General features: G+C 62.5%; 15 protein-coding genes. 8 read left to right on the top strand and 7 right to left on the bottom strand.

Going from position 1 to position 17,295, the window contains the following annotated elements; genetic code table 11:
• Positions 1-8: 8 nt before the first annotated feature.
• On the top strand, positions 9-1,289 hold the full coding sequence (locus ACSQ89_RS41245; protein WP_436297925.1) for a hypothetical protein: 1,281 nt from the start codon (positions 9-11) through the stop codon (positions 1,287-1,289).
• Positions 1,290-1,445: 156 nt separating this feature from the next.
• A complete protein-coding gene (locus ACSQ89_RS41240) occupies positions 1,446-2,726 on the top strand; it encodes a hypothetical protein (RefSeq protein WP_436297924.1) in 1,281 nt (426 codons plus the stop codon).
• Positions 2,727-2,979: 253 nt separating this feature from the next.
• Here the strand turns inward: ACSQ89_RS41240 and ACSQ89_RS41235 are convergent, their stop codons facing one another.
• Entirely contained in the window at positions 2,980-3,414 is a 435-nt protein-coding gene (locus ACSQ89_RS41235) for a hypothetical protein (protein WP_436297923.1), read from the bottom strand.
• Positions 3,415-3,717: 303 nt separating this feature from the next.
• On the opposite strand from ACSQ89_RS41235, the gene ACSQ89_RS41230 reads away from it, so the two are divergent.
• Complete coding sequence (locus tag ACSQ89_RS41230) at positions 3,718-4,677, top strand: hypothetical protein (RefSeq protein WP_436297922.1); 960 nt, start codon at positions 3,718-3,720, stop codon at positions 4,675-4,677.
• Positions 4,678-4,716: 39 nt separating this feature from the next.
• Here the strand turns inward: ACSQ89_RS41230 and ACSQ89_RS41225 are convergent, their stop codons facing one another.
• On the bottom strand, positions 4,717-5,349 hold the full coding sequence (locus tag ACSQ89_RS41225) for a hypothetical protein (RefSeq protein ID WP_436297921.1): 633 nt from the start codon (positions 5,347-5,349) through the stop codon (positions 4,717-4,719).
• A 139-nt stretch (positions 5,350-5,488) separates the two neighbouring features.
• On the opposite strand from ACSQ89_RS41225, the gene ACSQ89_RS41220 reads away from it, so the two are divergent.
• Entirely contained in the window at positions 5,489-8,614 is a 3,126-nt protein-coding gene (locus ACSQ89_RS41220; RefSeq protein ID WP_436297920.1) for a hypothetical protein, read from the top strand.
• On the top strand, positions 8,611-9,384 hold the full coding sequence (locus ACSQ89_RS41215) for a hypothetical protein (RefSeq protein ID WP_436297919.1): 774 nt from the start codon (positions 8,611-8,613) through the stop codon (positions 9,382-9,384). Before ACSQ89_RS41220 ends, ACSQ89_RS41215 begins: the two co-directional genes overlap by 4 nt.
• Before the next feature lie 973 nt (positions 9,385-10,357).
• Here ACSQ89_RS41215 and ACSQ89_RS41210 read toward each other — a convergent pair.
• A complete protein-coding gene (locus ACSQ89_RS41210; RefSeq protein ID WP_436297918.1) occupies positions 10,358-10,621 on the bottom strand; it encodes a hypothetical protein in 264 nt (87 codons plus the stop codon).
• 182 nt (positions 10,622-10,803) lie between these two features.
• Here ACSQ89_RS41210 and ACSQ89_RS41205 point away from each other — a divergent pair, with 182 nt between their 5' ends.
• Together ACSQ89_RS41205 and ACSQ89_RS41200 are read left to right on the top strand one after the other, a co-directional pair.
• Positions 10,804-11,727: a Ku protein gene (locus tag ACSQ89_RS41205; RefSeq protein ID WP_436297917.1), complete on the top strand. Its 924-nt coding sequence runs from the start codon at positions 10,804-10,806 to the stop codon at positions 11,725-11,727.
• 108 nt (positions 11,728-11,835) lie between these two features.
• Positions 11,836-12,588 (top strand): tetratricopeptide repeat protein, encoded by a 753-nt coding sequence (locus tag ACSQ89_RS41200; protein ID WP_436297916.1) that lies wholly within the window; start codon positions 11,836-11,838, stop codon positions 12,586-12,588.
• Positions 12,589-12,613: 25 nt separating this feature from the next.
• On the opposite strand, the gene ACSQ89_RS41195 is transcribed toward ACSQ89_RS41200, so the two are convergent.
• The 4 genes from ACSQ89_RS41195 to ACSQ89_RS41180 all read right to left on the bottom strand — a co-directional run bounded on the left by ACSQ89_RS41195 (position 12,614) and on the right by ACSQ89_RS41180 (position 14,644).
• A complete protein-coding gene (locus tag ACSQ89_RS41195; protein WP_436297915.1) occupies positions 12,614-13,309 on the bottom strand; it encodes a hypothetical protein in 696 nt (231 codons plus the stop codon).
• 120 nt (positions 13,310-13,429) lie between these two features.
• Positions 13,430-13,705 carry a hypothetical protein gene (locus ACSQ89_RS41190; RefSeq protein ID WP_436297914.1) on the bottom strand — a complete coding sequence of 92 codons (276 nt, stop codon included), beginning with the start codon at positions 13,703-13,705 and terminating at the stop codon, positions 13,430-13,432.
• A 130-nt stretch (positions 13,706-13,835) separates the two neighbouring features.
• On the bottom strand, positions 13,836-14,063 hold the full coding sequence (locus ACSQ89_RS41185; RefSeq protein WP_436297913.1) for a hypothetical protein: 228 nt from the start codon (positions 14,061-14,063) through the stop codon (positions 13,836-13,838).
• A 143-nt stretch (positions 14,064-14,206) separates the two neighbouring features.
• A complete protein-coding gene (locus tag ACSQ89_RS41180; RefSeq protein WP_436297912.1) occupies positions 14,207-14,644 on the bottom strand; it encodes a hypothetical protein in 438 nt (145 codons plus the stop codon).
• Positions 14,645-14,806: 162 nt separating this feature from the next.
• Here ACSQ89_RS41180 and ligD point away from each other — a divergent pair, with 162 nt between their 5' ends.
• A complete protein-coding gene (ligD, locus tag ACSQ89_RS41175; protein ID WP_436297911.1) occupies positions 14,807-17,284 on the top strand; it encodes a DNA ligase D in 2,478 nt (825 codons plus the stop codon).
• Positions 17,285-17,295 lie beyond the last annotated feature (11 nt).

Below are 17,295 nucleotides of genomic sequence, written 5' to 3'. Positions count from 1 at the left end.
AGGCAGCTATGAGTGCGAAGATCCACGACGCTGAGACCCAGTTCCTAACCATAGCGGTTGCAAAGGATATTGGCCTCGATCAGAAAGGCCTTGTTGCTCAGTTCGATGCTCTCAATGCAACCAGAGCCGAGTTGGGTCTGCAGCCAATACTGATCTACTCAGTGGTCGCACCCGCATTCAGCAGATACGTCCGAATGCTTGTCGATGCTCGGCGGCCTATCCCCATCTCTCAGTTCCTCGAGAACGCGTGGTCCAAAGAGGTTAATCTGGGCATGCCGATGTCCGTGCAAGCGAAGGCGTCGTTGCTTGCCAACGACCTGGGCTTCGTGAGTTGGATCGAGTCCCTAGGCATTGCGGTCGTTCCAGCCGCATCAATCAACTGCGCTAACGCTTTTGAACGAGCTTCACAGAAGCTGCAAGCTTCGATTCAGTGGAACTCCCATCGCTACACCGCTAAGCCGGTTGCTCTCGACGCGGCAAACGCCTCGCTCCTCGACCATGATGCGTTCTCTGCCTTCGTTGGCGGAGCTCGAAAGTCCATGTATCAGTACAACTACAAGTCGTGGGACGCTCGCGAGAAGAGTTTTTCCACCAGAGCGTCGATCGCCAACGACTGGAATGCAGCTGCGATCGTGGAGCATCCAAGGACCAAGCTCGACCCTGAACTGAAGGTCCGACGCTACGAGCGACGGAATTCCGTTCCCGGCATCAACGATGTGTTGTCCTTGTGGCCCAAAGGGCGAACCGTGGTGCTGAAAGACCTCAACATCAGGGCGCAGGATTTCGACTTGTGGATCCAAGGGAGATGTCACCTCCATCCAGAAAGTTTCGCGAGACTGGTGGAGATGCTTGACCTCGAGTTCAGCGACGCCGCCTATGTTGACGATGACGTGTGGGAGATGGGAGGTGGCTATCTGCTCGTCGCCACCTCACATGCGCGTACCGTCTCCGCGTATGACGTTCTTTCCCATGGAGGAAATCTTCGGTTTGCGTTTGAAGTTGTCGGAACTTCAGGCGAGCGGCTTGCATCGCGGGTTTTGCTGTTCGCCCCGTGGAGAGGACCCACGACGATCGTGCTTTTCGCGAGGGGGACGCCAGTGGAGAAACTGCTCGATGAGAGAGGGCGTTTCGATCTTCAGGAACCTGACCGCGCGCCGCCCGAAGTTTGGGCGTCAATACGAAAGATCGTCGATCGCCAACTCGATTTCGATATTCCAGGAAGAGTTGGATCTGAGTTCGAGTCGGCACATGCCGAATGGCTGGAGAGCCATACGCAGAAAGTCTGGTAGACCGGTGGTGAATCATTTGAGAATGCAGGGAAAGCCGAGCCTGGCCGCGGCGTGCCAGACACGCCGTCGGCGCCCCTGGCCGGTAGCCGTTCGGCTCGACATCTGCGTTGAAAGTGCCCACGATGCTGGGTGGGCGAGCCTTGGTTGGAGGACGTGATGGCGAAGATATACGACGCAGAAACCCAGTTCCTGACTGTAGCTTTCACGAAGGAGATAGGCGTCAATTCAGATGACCGCGTCATTAGCTTCGATCCGCGCGAGACTGGCAGGGATGAGCTCGGGCTGAGTCCTCTACTTGTTTACAACGTCATAGCGCCCGCGTTCAAGCGGTGCTTCCGGATGGTCGTAGACGCCCGTGCGCCTCTCGCCATCAGCCACTTCCTCGCGGCCGCATGGCAATCGGAAGTTCAGCTCGGGATGCCGATGACTCTCGAGGCGAAGCAGCAGATCCTGCGTGCCGATCTTGGGTTTGTTGCTTGGATCAGGGCTCAAGGCGTCAGCGTGATCCCACCGTCATCGATCAAGAGCATCAACGCTTTCGAACGCGCCTCGCAAGACCTGCGCTTCGCCGTTCATTGGCGGCAAAGCAGCTATAGGCCGAGGCCTCTGTCCTTCGAAAATGCGAACGAGGCACTTCTCGACCACGACCGGTTCTGCGCGCCTATCCATCACCAGACGTCCATGGGACGCCACAACTTCGACATGTGGGATTCGCGGGAAAAGCGCTTTGTCAAAGGCGCACCAATTCCTGATGATTGGAGCGCCACGCCGCTCGTAGAGCACCCAAGAGCGCGTCCAGACCCATCGCTGAAGGTTGACGTTGACGACGATCCGGCTCACGTCGACGGCATCAAACACGTCCTGGCGATGTGGCCAAACGGGCGAGGTGCTGCACTAAAGGAACTCGGGATCAAAGCTGCCGACTTCGACTTTTGGGTCCAAGAGCGCTCCCACCTCTACAGCGACGACTTCACGCGCCTCAGGGTAATGTTGAACCTTGAGTACCACGATCATTTCGGCGAGTGGATGATGGGCGGAGGGTACCTCCTCATTGCGAAGCATCCGAAGGACATCGTCCCGGCATACGAAGCTCTCTCCTATGGTGGAGATCTCGAGTTCTCGTTCGAGATCGTTGGCCCACATGGAGAACAGTTACCAGCAAGGTTCCTTGTCTTCTCCGCCTGGTCGGGCCTTTCCACGATCATCCTGTTCGAACGCGGAGGCGCAGCTGAGGCTGTTCTCGACAGTGGAAAACTCATCAATCTTGAAGCTCCACGAAAAGCATCGCCTGACGTCTGGAAGGACGTGGCACATGTCGTTGAACATCAACAGTCCTTCGCATCGCCAGAAAAGATTGGCGCAGCGTTCTACAAAATGCACGTCGCCTGGTTCGAGCAGAACACGACCTCCGGCTTCATCGCTCTGTCTGGCAGTTGAGCGTCTCGGATGACCAGTGTGGCCGACCGGGATGGAGGTGCGGGTGGCCTGCGTCGGCGCGAGGGACGGGCGACGCTCGGCACCGGTCTGAGACGAGATCGCGCGCTTCACCCGGCCCAGGACTTGGTACGTGCAATTCCACTCGGCGATCTCCAGGCGCGTGGAGACGGGCGACATCCGCTACGGCGTTCTCCAGGAAGCAAAGTCGATGCTCAAACGTTGCGAACGATGCCCTGCACAATTTGTGTTTCGTCTACGCGACGCGCGTGATGGTGACGTTGATCTCGCCGTGATTGTTCCAGTACGCAAACCAGGCATCGTTGGCGAAGAGGTGCAGCACTTCATCGAAGCTGCTGCCCTGTCCTTCATAGGTCCACTGAATGTGCTTTCCAACCGGGAAGCAGTGCTCGTTGTTGCGTCCGACGGCGCCGATCAACTGGAACCACCGTCCTGACTTGCAACGCAAGGCCCATTGAACCGCGGACTGCGCGAAGGTGGGCTTGTCGCGGCCATCAGCATCAGAGTCGAGCTTCCAGTCCTGCCAGTGGCTCTTATCCGCGGTGATCATGTACTTCGCGCCGCGCTTGAGGACCACGCCGGTCGAGACATACCGAGAGGCGCTCGGCACCCACACGCTCGTGGTTTGTCCGATGGCTAGCGGCGCGGCGTGATGCTTATGCGCGCTCATTGGTCGGAAGCGTTGAAGTGGCAGGTCAGACCCATGGAACCCTCCGGTCGGTGGTGCGCGAATTCTCGGCGTCGTCAGTACCCTAGGGACCATGGAGAACGTGGATTGACGAGATGACCACCTGGGCTTCTTAGGTCCAGCTGCGCCGGTGACCCATGCTCACTATGCCTCCGAAAGGCTTCCCCCGCCAGAAACATTCGTCAGAAAAATTGCAGGCGGTGATTCAATTCCGGCATGGATTTGAATGACTTTCCCCTACTCCGCACTGGCGCACGTCGGCCCGCCAGACTGGACGCGGCCCTGATGACGATTGCTGAAGCGGTGGCCACTGGCGAGATCCGCAACGTCACCCTCCAGGAGGCCAAAGCGACGCTCTCCGGCGCGGTGCAGGAAGCCTGGCGTCGGTACATCAACGATAGACATTTCTCAGGGGAAGTGTGGCGCGACGGCAGCATGACTGAAGCGCTCCTGGATCTGTACTACATGGTGAGCGTCTACGGGCTACACGACGTCCACGCCGCAGCGAAGCGCGTTGCAGCTACAGGGGTCGAGGGGCCCGCGGTCGAAGCAATGCGCGCCCTCCTCCAGGAATTGCTTCCTCTGGCCAAGGCGGTGAGTGGGCTGAAGGACAAAGTGATCAAGGGGCGTGAACCTACGGCGCCGCAGCCGCCATCGAACCCCGACCAGCTACGCATGACCTGCGGCTGCTGCACTCGCGCGATCGCGGTCTTGGGAGGCACGCCTACCGGGACCATGGCTCACCATGGCTACGAACGCCCGGGCCACGGCTGGCAGACGGCGAGTTGTCCCGGTGTGCGGTTCATGCCGCTGGAGACCACGGACGACGGCCCGCGCTTCATGCTCAAGCTCAGAGCGTCACAGCTCGATCGGGCCCAGGCGGCTCTCGAGCGATGTCCTCACCTGACCAAGCTCCCGGTCATGGTCCTTGAGCGCGGCGTCAAGACCATGAAGGAGATCACCCCTGAAATGCCAGCGTGGCGCAAAGCGTACGCCGCACATGTTGGCGGGATCGAAAGCGAGATTCGCGCCTTAGAGCGGGACATTTCGCAGTGGGAGCAGATCATTCGCGATTGGCAACCTTCGACGGAAGCGGCCCGGGCCTTGCTGATCGACCGCGCCAGACGTGCCGCTGGACTCGCCGCGTCGGCCAATGCAGCAGTACCGACCCCACGCGACGAAGGTGCTTCGGAGCCTTTCGAGCCTGGCGATGGCCAGGAAAGCTGCGAACGCATGACCGGGTGAAGCCCTCAGCCGCGAGCGCCAGGCGGTCGGCGCATCGGGTCACGGTGGGGATTTGGCACCTGGATTGCCGATCACGCTGGGCGGCATCACGCCGGTTTGATTTCCTGCGGGCGAGTCCGACTGAGGCACCGGCAGTCCAAAGTACGAGCATGTTGACGATTCGTAGCTGCAAACTCGACCCGATATTATCGAAAGTGCAGCCAGCGCCAGCCCGACCCAGAAGGCTCCGTGCTCCAAGTAGGTCCACTTCAACGCCGGCCAGCCCCTCTTCCACATTGGTCCGATCGGTTCGGTCAGGAACGTCTCGCTGCTACGGTTGGAAGGGCCTATGTACTGAGTGATGCTGCTCACTATCACCCCTCCGGCAAACCCAGCGACGGCAAAGGCAATGACTGCCAGCAGCACGAACCAAGGGCTCATGGGGATCAGCAGCTGATCCTTGCCTGCCTTCAAGTTGGCCACGCCAACGTAGACCGTGGCGAGGGTGAGGTATGCCTGAATGTGGAACTTGGTGTAGTCGTAGAGCCTCTCGAGGCTCTTCTCCCGGGCGGCGGTGTCCGCCGCGCTCTGTGCAGCTGCGCGGGCGAGCTCAGCGCCGTAGTCCGCTTTGCGCTTGTCCTGGACCCAGGTTTCGTCCTGGTCAGGCGGGTTCTTAGGGACCGGATCGCACATCTGATTTCCCCTTCCGTTACCTTAGTCTCCCACGTCATACAGCTTTCTGTCGAGGTCGTGGGACTGGCGCTTCTCCCCTGCGGAGATTATTTTTCGCTGACCTTGCGCGAGGGAGGCTTGAATCCATAAGCTGGTTCGCATGAACGAGCTGGCCACGATCCCCTTTACCAACGACGAAGCGAACGCCAACGATCCCGACATCCGTCTCATCGATCGCTTCCAGACCCTCGAGCCCGGGCACTACTGGCGCCGAAAGGGTGAAGCGACTCGGAACCACTCCGCCGGCGTAGTGCTGCTCCTGCTGGACGTGGTCGTTTTCGACGGCAAGCCCCATACCGTGCACCTGGCCACGCATCCTCTTGCGGGCGGCGACGGGCGGTTCGAGATCCTCGTGAGCGAGTTCCTTGACGAATGGGAGTTCGCGCCTGACGGTGCAGAGGTGCGCGATCGCGAGTTGCGTCAGCTGCAGATGGAAATTGCCGAGGCCAACGCTGAACTCTTGGCGGGGCAGGTGAACCCAGCGCTGATCGCACCGGCAATCCAGAAGGATCTCGATGCATGGACGGCAAAGCGGGAAGAGTCGGGCAAGGATGATGCGGATGCTGCGCGGGCGAACGGCGAGGCGCCGCTCCCACTGGACGAGCCTACTGCCGGCTCGATGCTGATGGTTCAGGGCGGCCGCGTGCGCACGGACCTTGGCTTCATTGCCGAGAACCGTTTGACGCAGGCGGATGTCGCCGCGCTGCGCGTCACAGTCGAAAGAGAAGCGGTCATCGCCGAGTCGAAGGTGCGGTGGCTCACCACCCGCACCGATGCCATTGCGACGAAGGTTCGCGCCATGACGCCGTTCTTTAAGGAGAAGGCCGCAGTCGCGCTTGCACAGACGTCGCACGTCCGAAAGTTCACGAACGAGCTGATGAAGGGCCTCGCCTCGCTCGACCTGTACACAGGCAAGGACGTCGAGGTCGTGACGATCAAGGAGGGCGCGCCGGCTTCAGCCAACGAGCCGCTGACACTCATGCAGCGCAAGCTCTTCATCGAGGAAGAGCTGGCAGTCTGGGCCGACCTCGATACCGACTTCGACTACTCCAAGGTCGATCTGTTCGACCAGCACATCGCGAACTCGTCCGCGCTGCTGCAGCAGATCTGCCCGACACCGCGCTGCGTGGTTGCAGTGGCCATGCGTCGGCAAAGCGTCGACTACGAGAACGTCGATCCGCAGGAGTGGATGCGGCGCAACCGCGAGAACAAGGCCGTGTTCCTGCTGGTGCGCAACGGCGAGAACATCCACCGCGTGTACAGCGGCGAGCCGACTCACGAGATGGTCGCCAGGCTGTTTCCGTCTCGGCAGGAAAACGAAGAGCTCTTCACCGGCGTCGACGGCGAGAAGATCTCTTTCAACAACATCGAGTTCACTCGTCGGATGGCAAAGGCCGATGCCGAAGCCTTGGCCTACAAGCGCATCCTGATCCTCCTGTGCGGCCTCGACCATCGGCTCAAGCTCTTCGGTGAGTGGTACACCGAAGCGCAGGGCCTAGGCTTCATCTCGCTGGGATTTCAGCAACGGTGGATGCGCTTCGTTGGCGACGACGAAGTGGGGACGCTGATCGGTGAATCGCGCCCTTCGTTCCGTGAATGGCTCAAGGCGCGCAACGACTATCTGCAGAGCGGTTCGCGTGTGCTGACGTTCTACCCGAACCTGCTCACCTCCAAGACCGCCCCCTCTTGCATGAAGCTCCACTACGGATCCTCACGGGATTGGGAGGAGTCCATCGCGGATCCGCTCACCGATTCCGAGACGAAGATCGTCTTCAAGGATGGCCAAGACCTCTGCATCGAAGTCGAGGTCAAGCGGAAAACTTGGCGCGAGGTGAAGCGCCCATTGTTCAACGCACGGGTGAACCTCTTGGCCGCTGATTCGAGCTTTGGGTTCCTGTGCCTGGACGCCGTGTCAGCCGACGACCTGGAGTGGTACATCCACAACCGCGCGTCGCGTGTTCAGGGCGTGGCCTTCCTTCGCCTTTTCAAGCGTGCCGTGGCTGCGATCCGCGCCGAGGAGACGACGGAAGCCGCTGCGCGAGCCTGGATGAAGGCCGCGGTGACCGATGCCGGCCTGGCGCAAGCAGACGGCGCCGCTGAACTGGTCGGAGACGCTGTGCGCTCGTGGCGCTGCGCCAACCGCGGCAAGGCCTTGCCGAACCTCGAGGACAAGAAGGCCTTCGACTCGATCCTGAGCCTCGCGCATTCGCTGAAGCGCACCGAGACGGATTTCGTGGACATGGTGGAGGCGTATGTTGTTGAGCACAAATTGCGGCCTCTCCGAGCCGTCCTGACGGGAAAGAATCGCATCGCGCTATACGTCGAGGTGCCGCCGGCGGAGCGCAACGTCGACATCATGGAATGGCGCTGGGTCCAGCGGCTCAGCATTTCGATGAAGCCGAAGCTGAACGAGACCTCCCGAAAGCTCGTCTGGCTCACCGACAAGGCCGACGCGAAGGAAGTCGATATCAAGCGCTGGCCGGGGCTGGATGCCTGGATCAACGCCTACCCAGAACCGTTCAAGGCCGACTACCTGCTGTCGGTCGTGAACATGGTCGAGCGCGGCGTTCCGACCATGCGCAGCATGTTCAAGGGCGCAGAGGCCGGCCTCGATACCGACACCTTCAGCGAACTCTTCCGAGAGTTCAAAGGGCGGCTTTGGAACTCGACCTCAAAGACCGTTCCCTCGGTCAAGATTAGCGTGCCGATCGCCGCCTTCGCAACCTACGGCCGCGCGGTCAGTGGCTCGGCGGAACGACCGATTGACGGGATTCGGGTAGTGACCGTTCGGGCGCTCGCTTGCAAGTGGCTCCAGCACTTTGGTGACCTGGGCCAGCGCACGAAGGCTGAGCAGACCTATGTTTCGATCTTCAAATGGAAGGAGCGGGCTCAGCAAACCCTTGCCTCGCCCTTTGATCCGGACCTCGAAGCGGTTGATGGGAAGACTCTTTCCAGCATCATCGCCTTCGATGCCGACTGGTTGCATTGCGATAGCCTCAGCATCGCGCAATCTTTCGTACGCCAGGAGGATGGCAAGACGAAGAGAGTCGATGTCGAGCGCTCGATCGATGAGGTGCTCGAAGCCTGGATGCTGGACATCAAACCGGAAGGCGCGCGCGCCACGAACTATCGTCCGTCCAAGGTCCTTGTGAACCCGTCGGCCTGGGATGGCAAGCGTGCTCACCTGGTCGCCGCCTTGGATCTGAAGAGTAAGGTAGGAGCATGACCGCTACCTCGACACGAACCCTCTTCCCGATCATTCGGGACCGGGCTGGGCCGGTCCAACCGATTCCCGCTGCGATCGCGGCGATCACGGGACAGCCCCTTCCGGCCGTCACTCGTATGCTGCAGCAGTCCATCGGCGACTTGAAGGCCCTGGCCGGGCTTCCTGGCGACGTCGCGCCCGAAGATTCCTGTCACGCCGCGCTCCACCGGTTTGGCTACGCGCCGCTCCGGCTGTATGCCGACGCGCATCGGCGTCCGGTGATGGGCCAGCTGCTTCGCGCATACGCGCTGTCCCCTGGACGTGCGGAGAGGCTTCTGGCGATCTGTGAATCCGGCGACGCCTTCGCTCTCCTAGGAAGCCAGGCGGCGGCCTGGTCGAGCAGCGCCCCAACGGACCTGGGTGCTCTCGTTCGAACAGGGACTCTCGACATGGATGCTCCCGTGAGGTTCGCGTTCACGGTGATGCCACACCGCGCGGTCCCCCTTGCCTCTCCAGACCATGCGTTCCTCGAATCGGTCGCCGGGCCGGCGTTCGCGCTGGCCGACGCGTACAGCATCGAGGTGCTTCCTGTGGGCTGGCCGTATTGGAACCTCTCTTTCCCTGGCGAAATGACCGATGGAACTCCGGGTTCGGGCGACACCCTGGTTTGCGGCGAGCACGAGCTGCTGAGCGTCATCAATGACCGGGTGCGGCAGGTCGAGCAAGCTGGAGAGATGACCGGCGAGTTGCTTGCGCGCGTGGGACTCGGCCCGGCGCGACCCTCGCCCTGACAACCGCTGCATGGCCGCTCGCCGGCCGGCGCCCTTCCTGCACGGCGTGTCGGCGAGTAACTCTCGTGGTGCAAGGTGGGTGCCTGCGGCGAAGATGCGTTCGATGTCCGCGCCTCGCCCCGTTTGTTTTTTGTTCCTCCTCGCTACCTTATCTGCGCCCTCGTGGTCGCAAGCCGTGAATCGAGCCCAGCTTGAAGCATCCGCCTCGATTCTGTTGCGTGACGTAGCTGCCGAGCTTTGCGGCGGGAGCGCCCGGCCTGCAGATGCTGCCCTGGCTCAACTCTCGCCCACCTCTCGGAGCCGCTTGAACGACGCAGAGCTGGTGATCAAGAGCCTGGGCTACGGGCAGGCATCGATCAACGGGTTCGAGACGCGCTTGCAGGGTCTGCCGGCTGGCCCAGAATGCCGCGCGGCCGTGATCTCCGCGTCATGGCAACACTTCACCGCGTTGGGCCGCCCGAAGGCTGCTTCAGGCAGCGAGAGTGCCGGAGCTCCCGAGATGGTCGACTTGCCTGCAGTAGCCGCGCTGCCGCAGCTGCCCGCGGCCGTGGCGCAGCAAAGGGAGCCGTCCACGCCGACCAGGCCTCGCCGGCAAGTCTCCCATCAACTGCAGAACCTGAGCGTCGCGCCCCTTGTTGGATCCGAGGCGAGCACCCCATCGGAAGTTGCGCCGCCGCCGGCGCCAATTACCGGTGGGAGCGCGCCCCCCAGCGGACCCGTTGCCGCGGAAGGGGCGAGCGCCGGCGGGACTACGTCTGCACCGGCCCCAGCCGATCCCTCTGGCGCCCCGTTGCCGTTCGGTACGAGGCACCTGGGATGGGTAGGCGGAGGTCTGATGCTGGGAATCGCCGCCCTCGGAGGCGGGTGGCTCCGGCGGCGGAAGAAGGTGACGAGTGCGGAGATGGCTCGCCGGCGGCTGCGCCCCAGCTGAGCACCGACATCAGGCGGTATGCGCGATCCATGGCCAGTCCAGTCACTTCTTCGAGCGCGGCTTGATCGCCTTTCGCCTATCGCAGCCGAGGTCCTGGGCCTCCATCGGTAGGCCGGCGCGCGCGATTCGCATTGGCTCGGGCTCGCCAGAAATCGTGACGACAACCCTGGTCCAACCGTCGGTCGTTTTCCCGAAAACTGCCGTCCCCTCGACGCCAGGGGTGCGCACGGAACGCAGGATCCTCACGTCGTTGACTTCGAAGTCCTCCGGCGCATAGACGAAGGGAATGGTCTCGGTTGCGCTCATGGGAACCCGACTACGAGTGCGGTTGGGACCATCTGTTCGATTTGCCGGGGCTCCATCTGCCGCATGCTATGCGACGTTTCAGGGCGTGGAAAGTGGACGAATTCCGCCTCTAGCGCGGAGAGGAAAAACATGGCAAGTTCCCCTTTCCAGCGGCCGGATTGCGCCGCCGACACGAGGAAACCATGGCCGCTCGTTCCATCGCATCACTGTCGCTCAGCTTCGGCCTGGTCTCGATCCCGGTGAAGCTCTACTCTGCGACCGAGTCCTCGGAGGCCATCCGCTTCAACATGTTGACGCCTGAGGGCGGGCGTGTGAAGCAGCAATACGTGGCCGAAAAGGACATGAAAACGGTCGTGCAGCGTTCGGAAATGGTCAAGGGCTACGAGTTCGAGAAGGACCAGTACGTCCTTTTCAAGCCCGAAGAGCTGAAGGCGCTCGAAGAAGGCACAAGCCATGTCATCGAGATCGTCGCCTTCATTCCCGAGAAGGAAGTCGACCCGATCTATTACGACAAGGCCTATTTCCTGGCCCCCGACAAGCGCGGCGGCAAGCCCTACAGCCTCCTGCGCGCTGCGATGCGCGAGAGCGGCCGGTGCGCGCTGGCCAAGTGGTCCTGGAAGGGCAAGCAGTACGTTGTCCAGGTGCGGGCTGCCGAGGATGGGCTTGTCCTGCAGCAGCTGCTGTACGCGAACGAGGTGCGCTCAATGGCCGACCTTGGCATCGAGAACGTCGAACCGTCTTCGGCTGAGCTGAAGCTGGCGCTGCAGCTCATCGACCAGATCTCGCAGGACACCTACGACCCGACGATGTTCGAGGACGAAGAGAAGAAGCGCATCCTGGCCGCCATCGACGCGAAGATCGCGGGCAAGGAGGTTGTCGCTGCGCCGCATGCGGGCGAGCAGGAGACCGCCCAGGTCATCGACCTCACCGAGGCGCTTATGGCGAGCCTGAAGCGGCCCAAGCCGGAGACGAAGGCGCCTGCGGCTAAGACCGCCGCCGCGGGCAACGTTGCCGACCTGGGCGCCAAGGAGCGCAAGGGCGTGCGCAGAGCTGCGAAGACCGAGGAAGCGGTGGCGACGCCGGCCCGCACCCGCGCGAGGAAGTAAGCTCGCCCCTCAGTCCGTTGACGGGAGGTTGGTCTGGAGTCGCACACGCTTCGCAGCGTTCAGGAGATGCTTGGCCTCTCCCGCAGCGCGATCGTTCGCCTGGTCGAGATGGGCTTCGTGAAGCCCAGGAGAGGGCCACGCCTGGCCTATCTATTTTCCTTCCAGGACGTCGTGGTGCTGCGCACGGCGCACGAGTTGCGCGCCGCGAGCATCCCCACTGCCAAGATTCTTCGCTCACTGCGCCGCCTGAAAGACGAACTGCCCGCAGAGGCTCCTCTCTCTGGCCTGCGCATCACCGCGGTGGGGAACGACATCGCCGTGCGCAATCGGGATGCTCAGTGGGCGGCCGACACCGGTCAGCTGCTTATGGACTTCGAGATCGGCGCGGACAGCAAGGGCGGGGGCGTGACCGTGCTGCGGCACGTGGAGGCCACCAAGCCGTCGGCCACGGCAGCTTCACCGGAGGAGTTGTACCTCCGGGGTGAAGCCCTGGAAGGCATCGACGACGCCGAGGCGATGCGCGCCTACAGGCAGGCGCTGGAAGGAGCTCCAGACTTCACCAACGCATCCCTGAACCTGGGCGCGCTGCTCTGCGAGAGCGGTGAGTGCGACGAGGCCGTGCGCCTGTTCACCAAGGCGATCGCGCAGCGCCCCGATGAACCGCTCCTGTATTACAACCGCGCCGTGGCGCTCGAAGATCTGAACCGTTTCGATGAAGCGCTCGACAGCTACGACAAGGCGCTGCAGCTCGATCCCGAACTCGCAGACGCCCACTACAACGCGGGCCGCATACACGACGAGCTGGGCCACGGGCAGATGGCCATCCGGCACTGGAGCGCGTACCGGCGGCTGTCCCGGTAGTGCCGGTCACTGCGCACGAACCGAGTCAGCCGGGCGGAACAGATAGGTCCACGACGACCGGAAAGTGGTCCCCGATGGAATTCCATGGCTCGCCCCGCTCGACGCTGGCGGTGATTCCTTCATTGCACCAGGTCTGCGGGACGAAGCAGAAGTCGATGTGGAACGGGCGCTCCGGATTTCTCAGAAAGTGATGGGTCGGGTAGAGCTCGCCACCGTAGTCGACCTGCCTAGCGTGGTGATAGGCGCTCACAGACCCGAGGTCGTTGATGCGTGTGAACGTGTCATCCCACTTGTCCCGTGCGAAGGGCTTGTCGTGGATCGGGTTGCCATTGAAGTCGCCAGCCACCACCGTTGGACCTTCAGTAAAAAGCTCCGCATAAGTCTCGATGCCGTTCGCGATCGCGCCCAAGTACGTCGGTGCTGGCCAGGTCCAAACTGCGAGCAGGTTGAACGCGGTTGGGCCAGACACCCTCACAGGGTTCACGCAGGCAGGTAGCCCCGCCGCGCGCGGCAGCCGCTCGATCCTGTATGGCCCATAGGAGCGAACCTGAATGCCAAGCTTTGACTGTCCCTCTTCGGTGGGGAACCAGAGGACGCGGTCGCTCGGATCTGGTGGCGCTGGCGTTTCGCACACGACCGCGATGTCTGGGTGGAGCGAGTGCAACGCGGTCAGTTTCCTGTCCAGAGGACCACGAGCGCAGTTCCAAGAGACGATTCTCATCGGTTGTTCTTTCGCAAGCATCGCTTCGGAAGCCCGCAGGCCACTCGTACGCCTCGGCTCCCGATCTCAAGGGCTTGCTGGCCGCTTATCAGAAAAAAGCGGTGCGAACGTGCGAACATTTCAAAGCTTGCATCCCATGCGATCGGCGATTTCCATTTCCCTCACCCACTCCAGTCGGATGCTTTTGGTGCAGTCGAAACGCGGGTCGAACTCGAGCTTCCGGACTTTGACCATCTGGCGGTAGCACGCTGTACCTGGCTTGTTGTTGTTGGTGTTCAACTTCGGATCGACGGGGGCATAACACTTCTCCGCGTGGCTATCCGCAGGAGTAACCACAGCAGCTATGAATAGAGCCGCGATCGCGAACACCGCCGGAAAAGCAAGCCTTGTAGCCATATGTGCCCTTCGAAAAGTTCGGTCAGGCTACTGCGAATCGCAATTGCATTCATGGTACTTCTGTCATGTTCAATGCAGGATCTTTCGCCCGGCACAGATTCAGCGGTCCTTCCCTCGTAATTTTCGGGAGCTACGACGACGAGACGCGCGGGCCCGTTACTGGCGATGCCTTGCCCAGGGCCATCAGGCGCTCGGTCCCTTGCCGCAGCGCATGGGTCCAGCTGTCGTAGCTCCCTTCAGAGGCCTCCAGCTCCTGGTAGACGGATGCGTCTTCGGTGCTTTCCATGAGCACCCAGTGGAAGACGCCGGGGTCCGGCTCGTCAACGGTCACAGCGATGGATCGAAGGCGGTCGGTCATGTGCGGGGAGCCTCTGCGAAGTAGGTTGATGGGGGACGGCTAGTCGCCGCCGAACCCCATCCTACTTCTGAGGCCCGCGTGCGCGTGGTGCTGCGTCCTGCCCGGGCGGGAGTCGTGGTTGGTATTCGTCAGTCCAATGTCGCTCAAAAAGGAACGCAGGTACCGATGTAGGCCTCGGCGTTGTCCGTGAAGAGGAACGGCTTCTTCGTCGCGGCATCGAAGGTGTTGACCACCAGGACATACACGTTCGAGCCTGCGCCCGCGCCTTGGTCGCGCCGCATCGTGGTGACCACCTTGAAGCTGTTCTGGTCGCCGCCGATGTCGATGACCTGCGGTTGCGTCGTCGAGTGCATCTTCTTCACCCCCGCCATCACCCCCGTTTTGCGCTCCACCGTGAATTCCTTGCCCACGTAGGAATGGCGTAGAAAGTCCAGTTGGGCCTGAGGGAGTGCGGGAGCGGGCACCACGCGATCGATGGTGCAGCGGAAGTCCGTCAGAGCCTGCGCTTGCGCAGCCGTGCCGACGAATGCCAGCACGAGGCACGCAAGCTGCCCAGGAGCGTAGATCCCGCTGATGTTCATGGTCCGCTACCTTGAGTTTGTGACGGCGGCGATTCTTGCACGTCGCCCCGGGCCGATGCCGCCCGCCGGCTCGCCGGAACCGGATCCGCTCGCTAGGCTTGCCGACCCTTCATAGCGCATTCCGCCTGCATGGGACCACCTCTGCGGTCGTACATTCCGCGAATGGCCGAGCCGATCCCGCTTTCAAAGTACAAGGCGAAGCGCAACTTCGCCGTCACGCCCGAGCCGGCTGAAGGCGGCCAATCAGCGGCCGCCGGCCTGCAGTTCGTAGTCCAGAAGCATTGGGCCACCCGACTGCACTACGACTTCCGACTCGAGCTGGACGGCGTGATGCTCAGCTGGGCGGTACCGAAGGGCCCGAGCTACGACACCGCCGACAAGCGCATGGCAGTGCACGTCGAGGACCACCCCATCTCGTACAACGCCTTCGAGGGAACGATCCCGCCGAAACAGTACGGTGCTGGCAAGGTAGTGATCTGGGACAAGGGCGTCTGGGTGCCAGTCGGCAACCCGCGGGAGGGCTACAAGGACGGCAACCTCAAGTTCGAGCTTCGCGGCCACAAGCTCCGGGGCAAGTGGGCGCTGGTGCGCATCAAGAGCAGGGACGAGAAGCAGAACGCCTGGCTGCTCATAAAGGAGCGCGACCAATTTGTCCGCCCCGCCAGCGAGTTCAGCGTGGTCGACGAAATGCCGGACAGCGTGGCCGGGCTCCCGCCTCCCGCCGGCGCGGCCGTCCCGACCGAATCGACCGGCGTTCTGGAAGGCGCCAAGAAGACCGCCCTCCCCGCCAAGATGGCGCCCGAGCTCGCCACCCTGGTCGACGGACCGCCGAGCGCGGGCGACGACTGGATCTTGGAGATCAAGTTCGACGGGTACCGAATGCTGGCGCGCGTGGATGACGCTGGCGTCCGACTCTTCACGCGCAACGGCCACGACTGGACGAAGAAGCTGCCGCACCTGGCGCGCGACCTGGCCGCCATGAAGCTCGCGCCGTGCTGGCTAGACGGTGAAATCGTCGTCCTCAACGAGCAGGGGCTGCCTGACTTCGGCGCCCTTCAGAACGCGTTCGACAACGCCAAGGCGAAGGACATCACGTTCCACTTGTTTGACCTGATGCATCACGATGGCTTGGACCTGCGCCAGGTGCCGCTGGTCGAGCGGCGCGCTCGGCTGAAGTTGCTTCTCGAACACGCGTCCGATTCGCTACGGTTCAGCGAGGCCTTCGCCGGTTCGCCGCGGGATGTTGTCGCCTCGGCCTGTAAGCTGGGCTTGGAGGGGATCATCGGGAAGCGCAAGGACAGTGCCTACACGTCGAGTCGCTCCCCCGACTGGATCAAGCTCAAGTGCCGGCAGCGCCAGGAGTTCGTGGTCGGCGGCTGGACCTTCGTGCGTGGCACAAAGTCCGGCATCGGGGCACTCCTACTCGGCGTGCACGACACTGCAGGCGACCTGGTCTACGCGGGCAGCGTGGGCTCTGGGGTCAGCGGCAAGGTCATCCCCGTCCTCCAGGAAATGCTCGCTCCGCTGGCTGCGCCGAAGAGCCCATTCAAGGGTGCGACGGATGCCGCAGCGCGCGGCGCCCAATGGGTGAAGTCCAACCTGGTGGTCGAGGTGAGCTTTGCCGAATGGACGAAGAGCGGCCACGTTCGGCATCCAGTCTTCCACGGCCTTCGGGAGGACAAGCCGGCGAATGCCGTCGTGCGCGAGGTACCCCAGCACCTGCGCCCGGCCGCCGGCGCCGCGGTACAGCACACGCTGCCTGCCAAGTTCCGAGTCTCGAACCCTGAGCGGGTGATCGATCCCTCCACAGGCGTCACCAAGATCGAGCTGGTGCGCTTCTATGGGCTGGTGGGGCCGTTGATCCTCGAACACCTGAAAGGCCGCCCTGTGTCGCTTGTGCGCGCGCCGGCAGGCATCACGGGCGAGCTGTTCTTTCAGAAGCACCTCGATAAGGGTGAGATCCCCGGTGTTCGCCAGCTCGATCCAGCCCTCAACCCAGCGCACGCCCAGCTGCTCGAGGTGGCCACCGCGCAGGGGCTGCTTTCGGCGGCTCAGCTCAACGTGGTCGAGTTTCACACCTGGAACGCGGTCAAGACGGCAATCGGCAAGCCAGACCGGATGACCTTCGATCTCGACCCGGGCGACGGCGTGAAGTGGGCGCAGATCCAGCAGGCGGCCGAGCTCGTGCGCGTGTTCTTGGAGCAACTCGAACTCGCGTCGTTCGTGAAGACCAGCGGGGGAAAGGGGCTGCACGTCGTGGTGCCGGTCAAGCGGCTGTACGACTGGGACACCGTCAAAGATTTTTCGCAGGCGATCGTCGTGCACCTGGCGCGCACGCTCCCTCAGCTCTTCGTGGCCAAGAGCGGCCCGACGAATCGGGTGGGCAAGATCTTCATCGACTACCTGCGCAACGGATTCGGCGCTACGACGGCCTCCGCCTGGTCGGTGCGCGCGCGGCCGGGGCTGGGGGTGTCGGTGCCGATCGCGTGGAACGAGCTGGCGAAGGTCACCAGCGGGGCGCATTGGAACGTGCGGAACATCCACGCTCGGCTAGATAAGGGGAACGATCCTTGGGCGGGGTATGCGAAGTCGGCCCATTCGCTCGGCCGCGCTATGCAAACTCTCGGGTGGGTACCTTAGAGACGTCCATC

Origin of the sequence: Variovorax sp. LjRoot175 (assembly GCF_964253805.1) — a bacterium.
Classification (GTDB): domain Bacteria; phylum Pseudomonadota; class Gammaproteobacteria; order Burkholderiales; family Burkholderiaceae_C; genus Variovorax.
The sequence above is the reverse complement of the archived record's forward strand: the minus strand, read 5'-3'. Positions and strand labels throughout refer to the sequence as shown.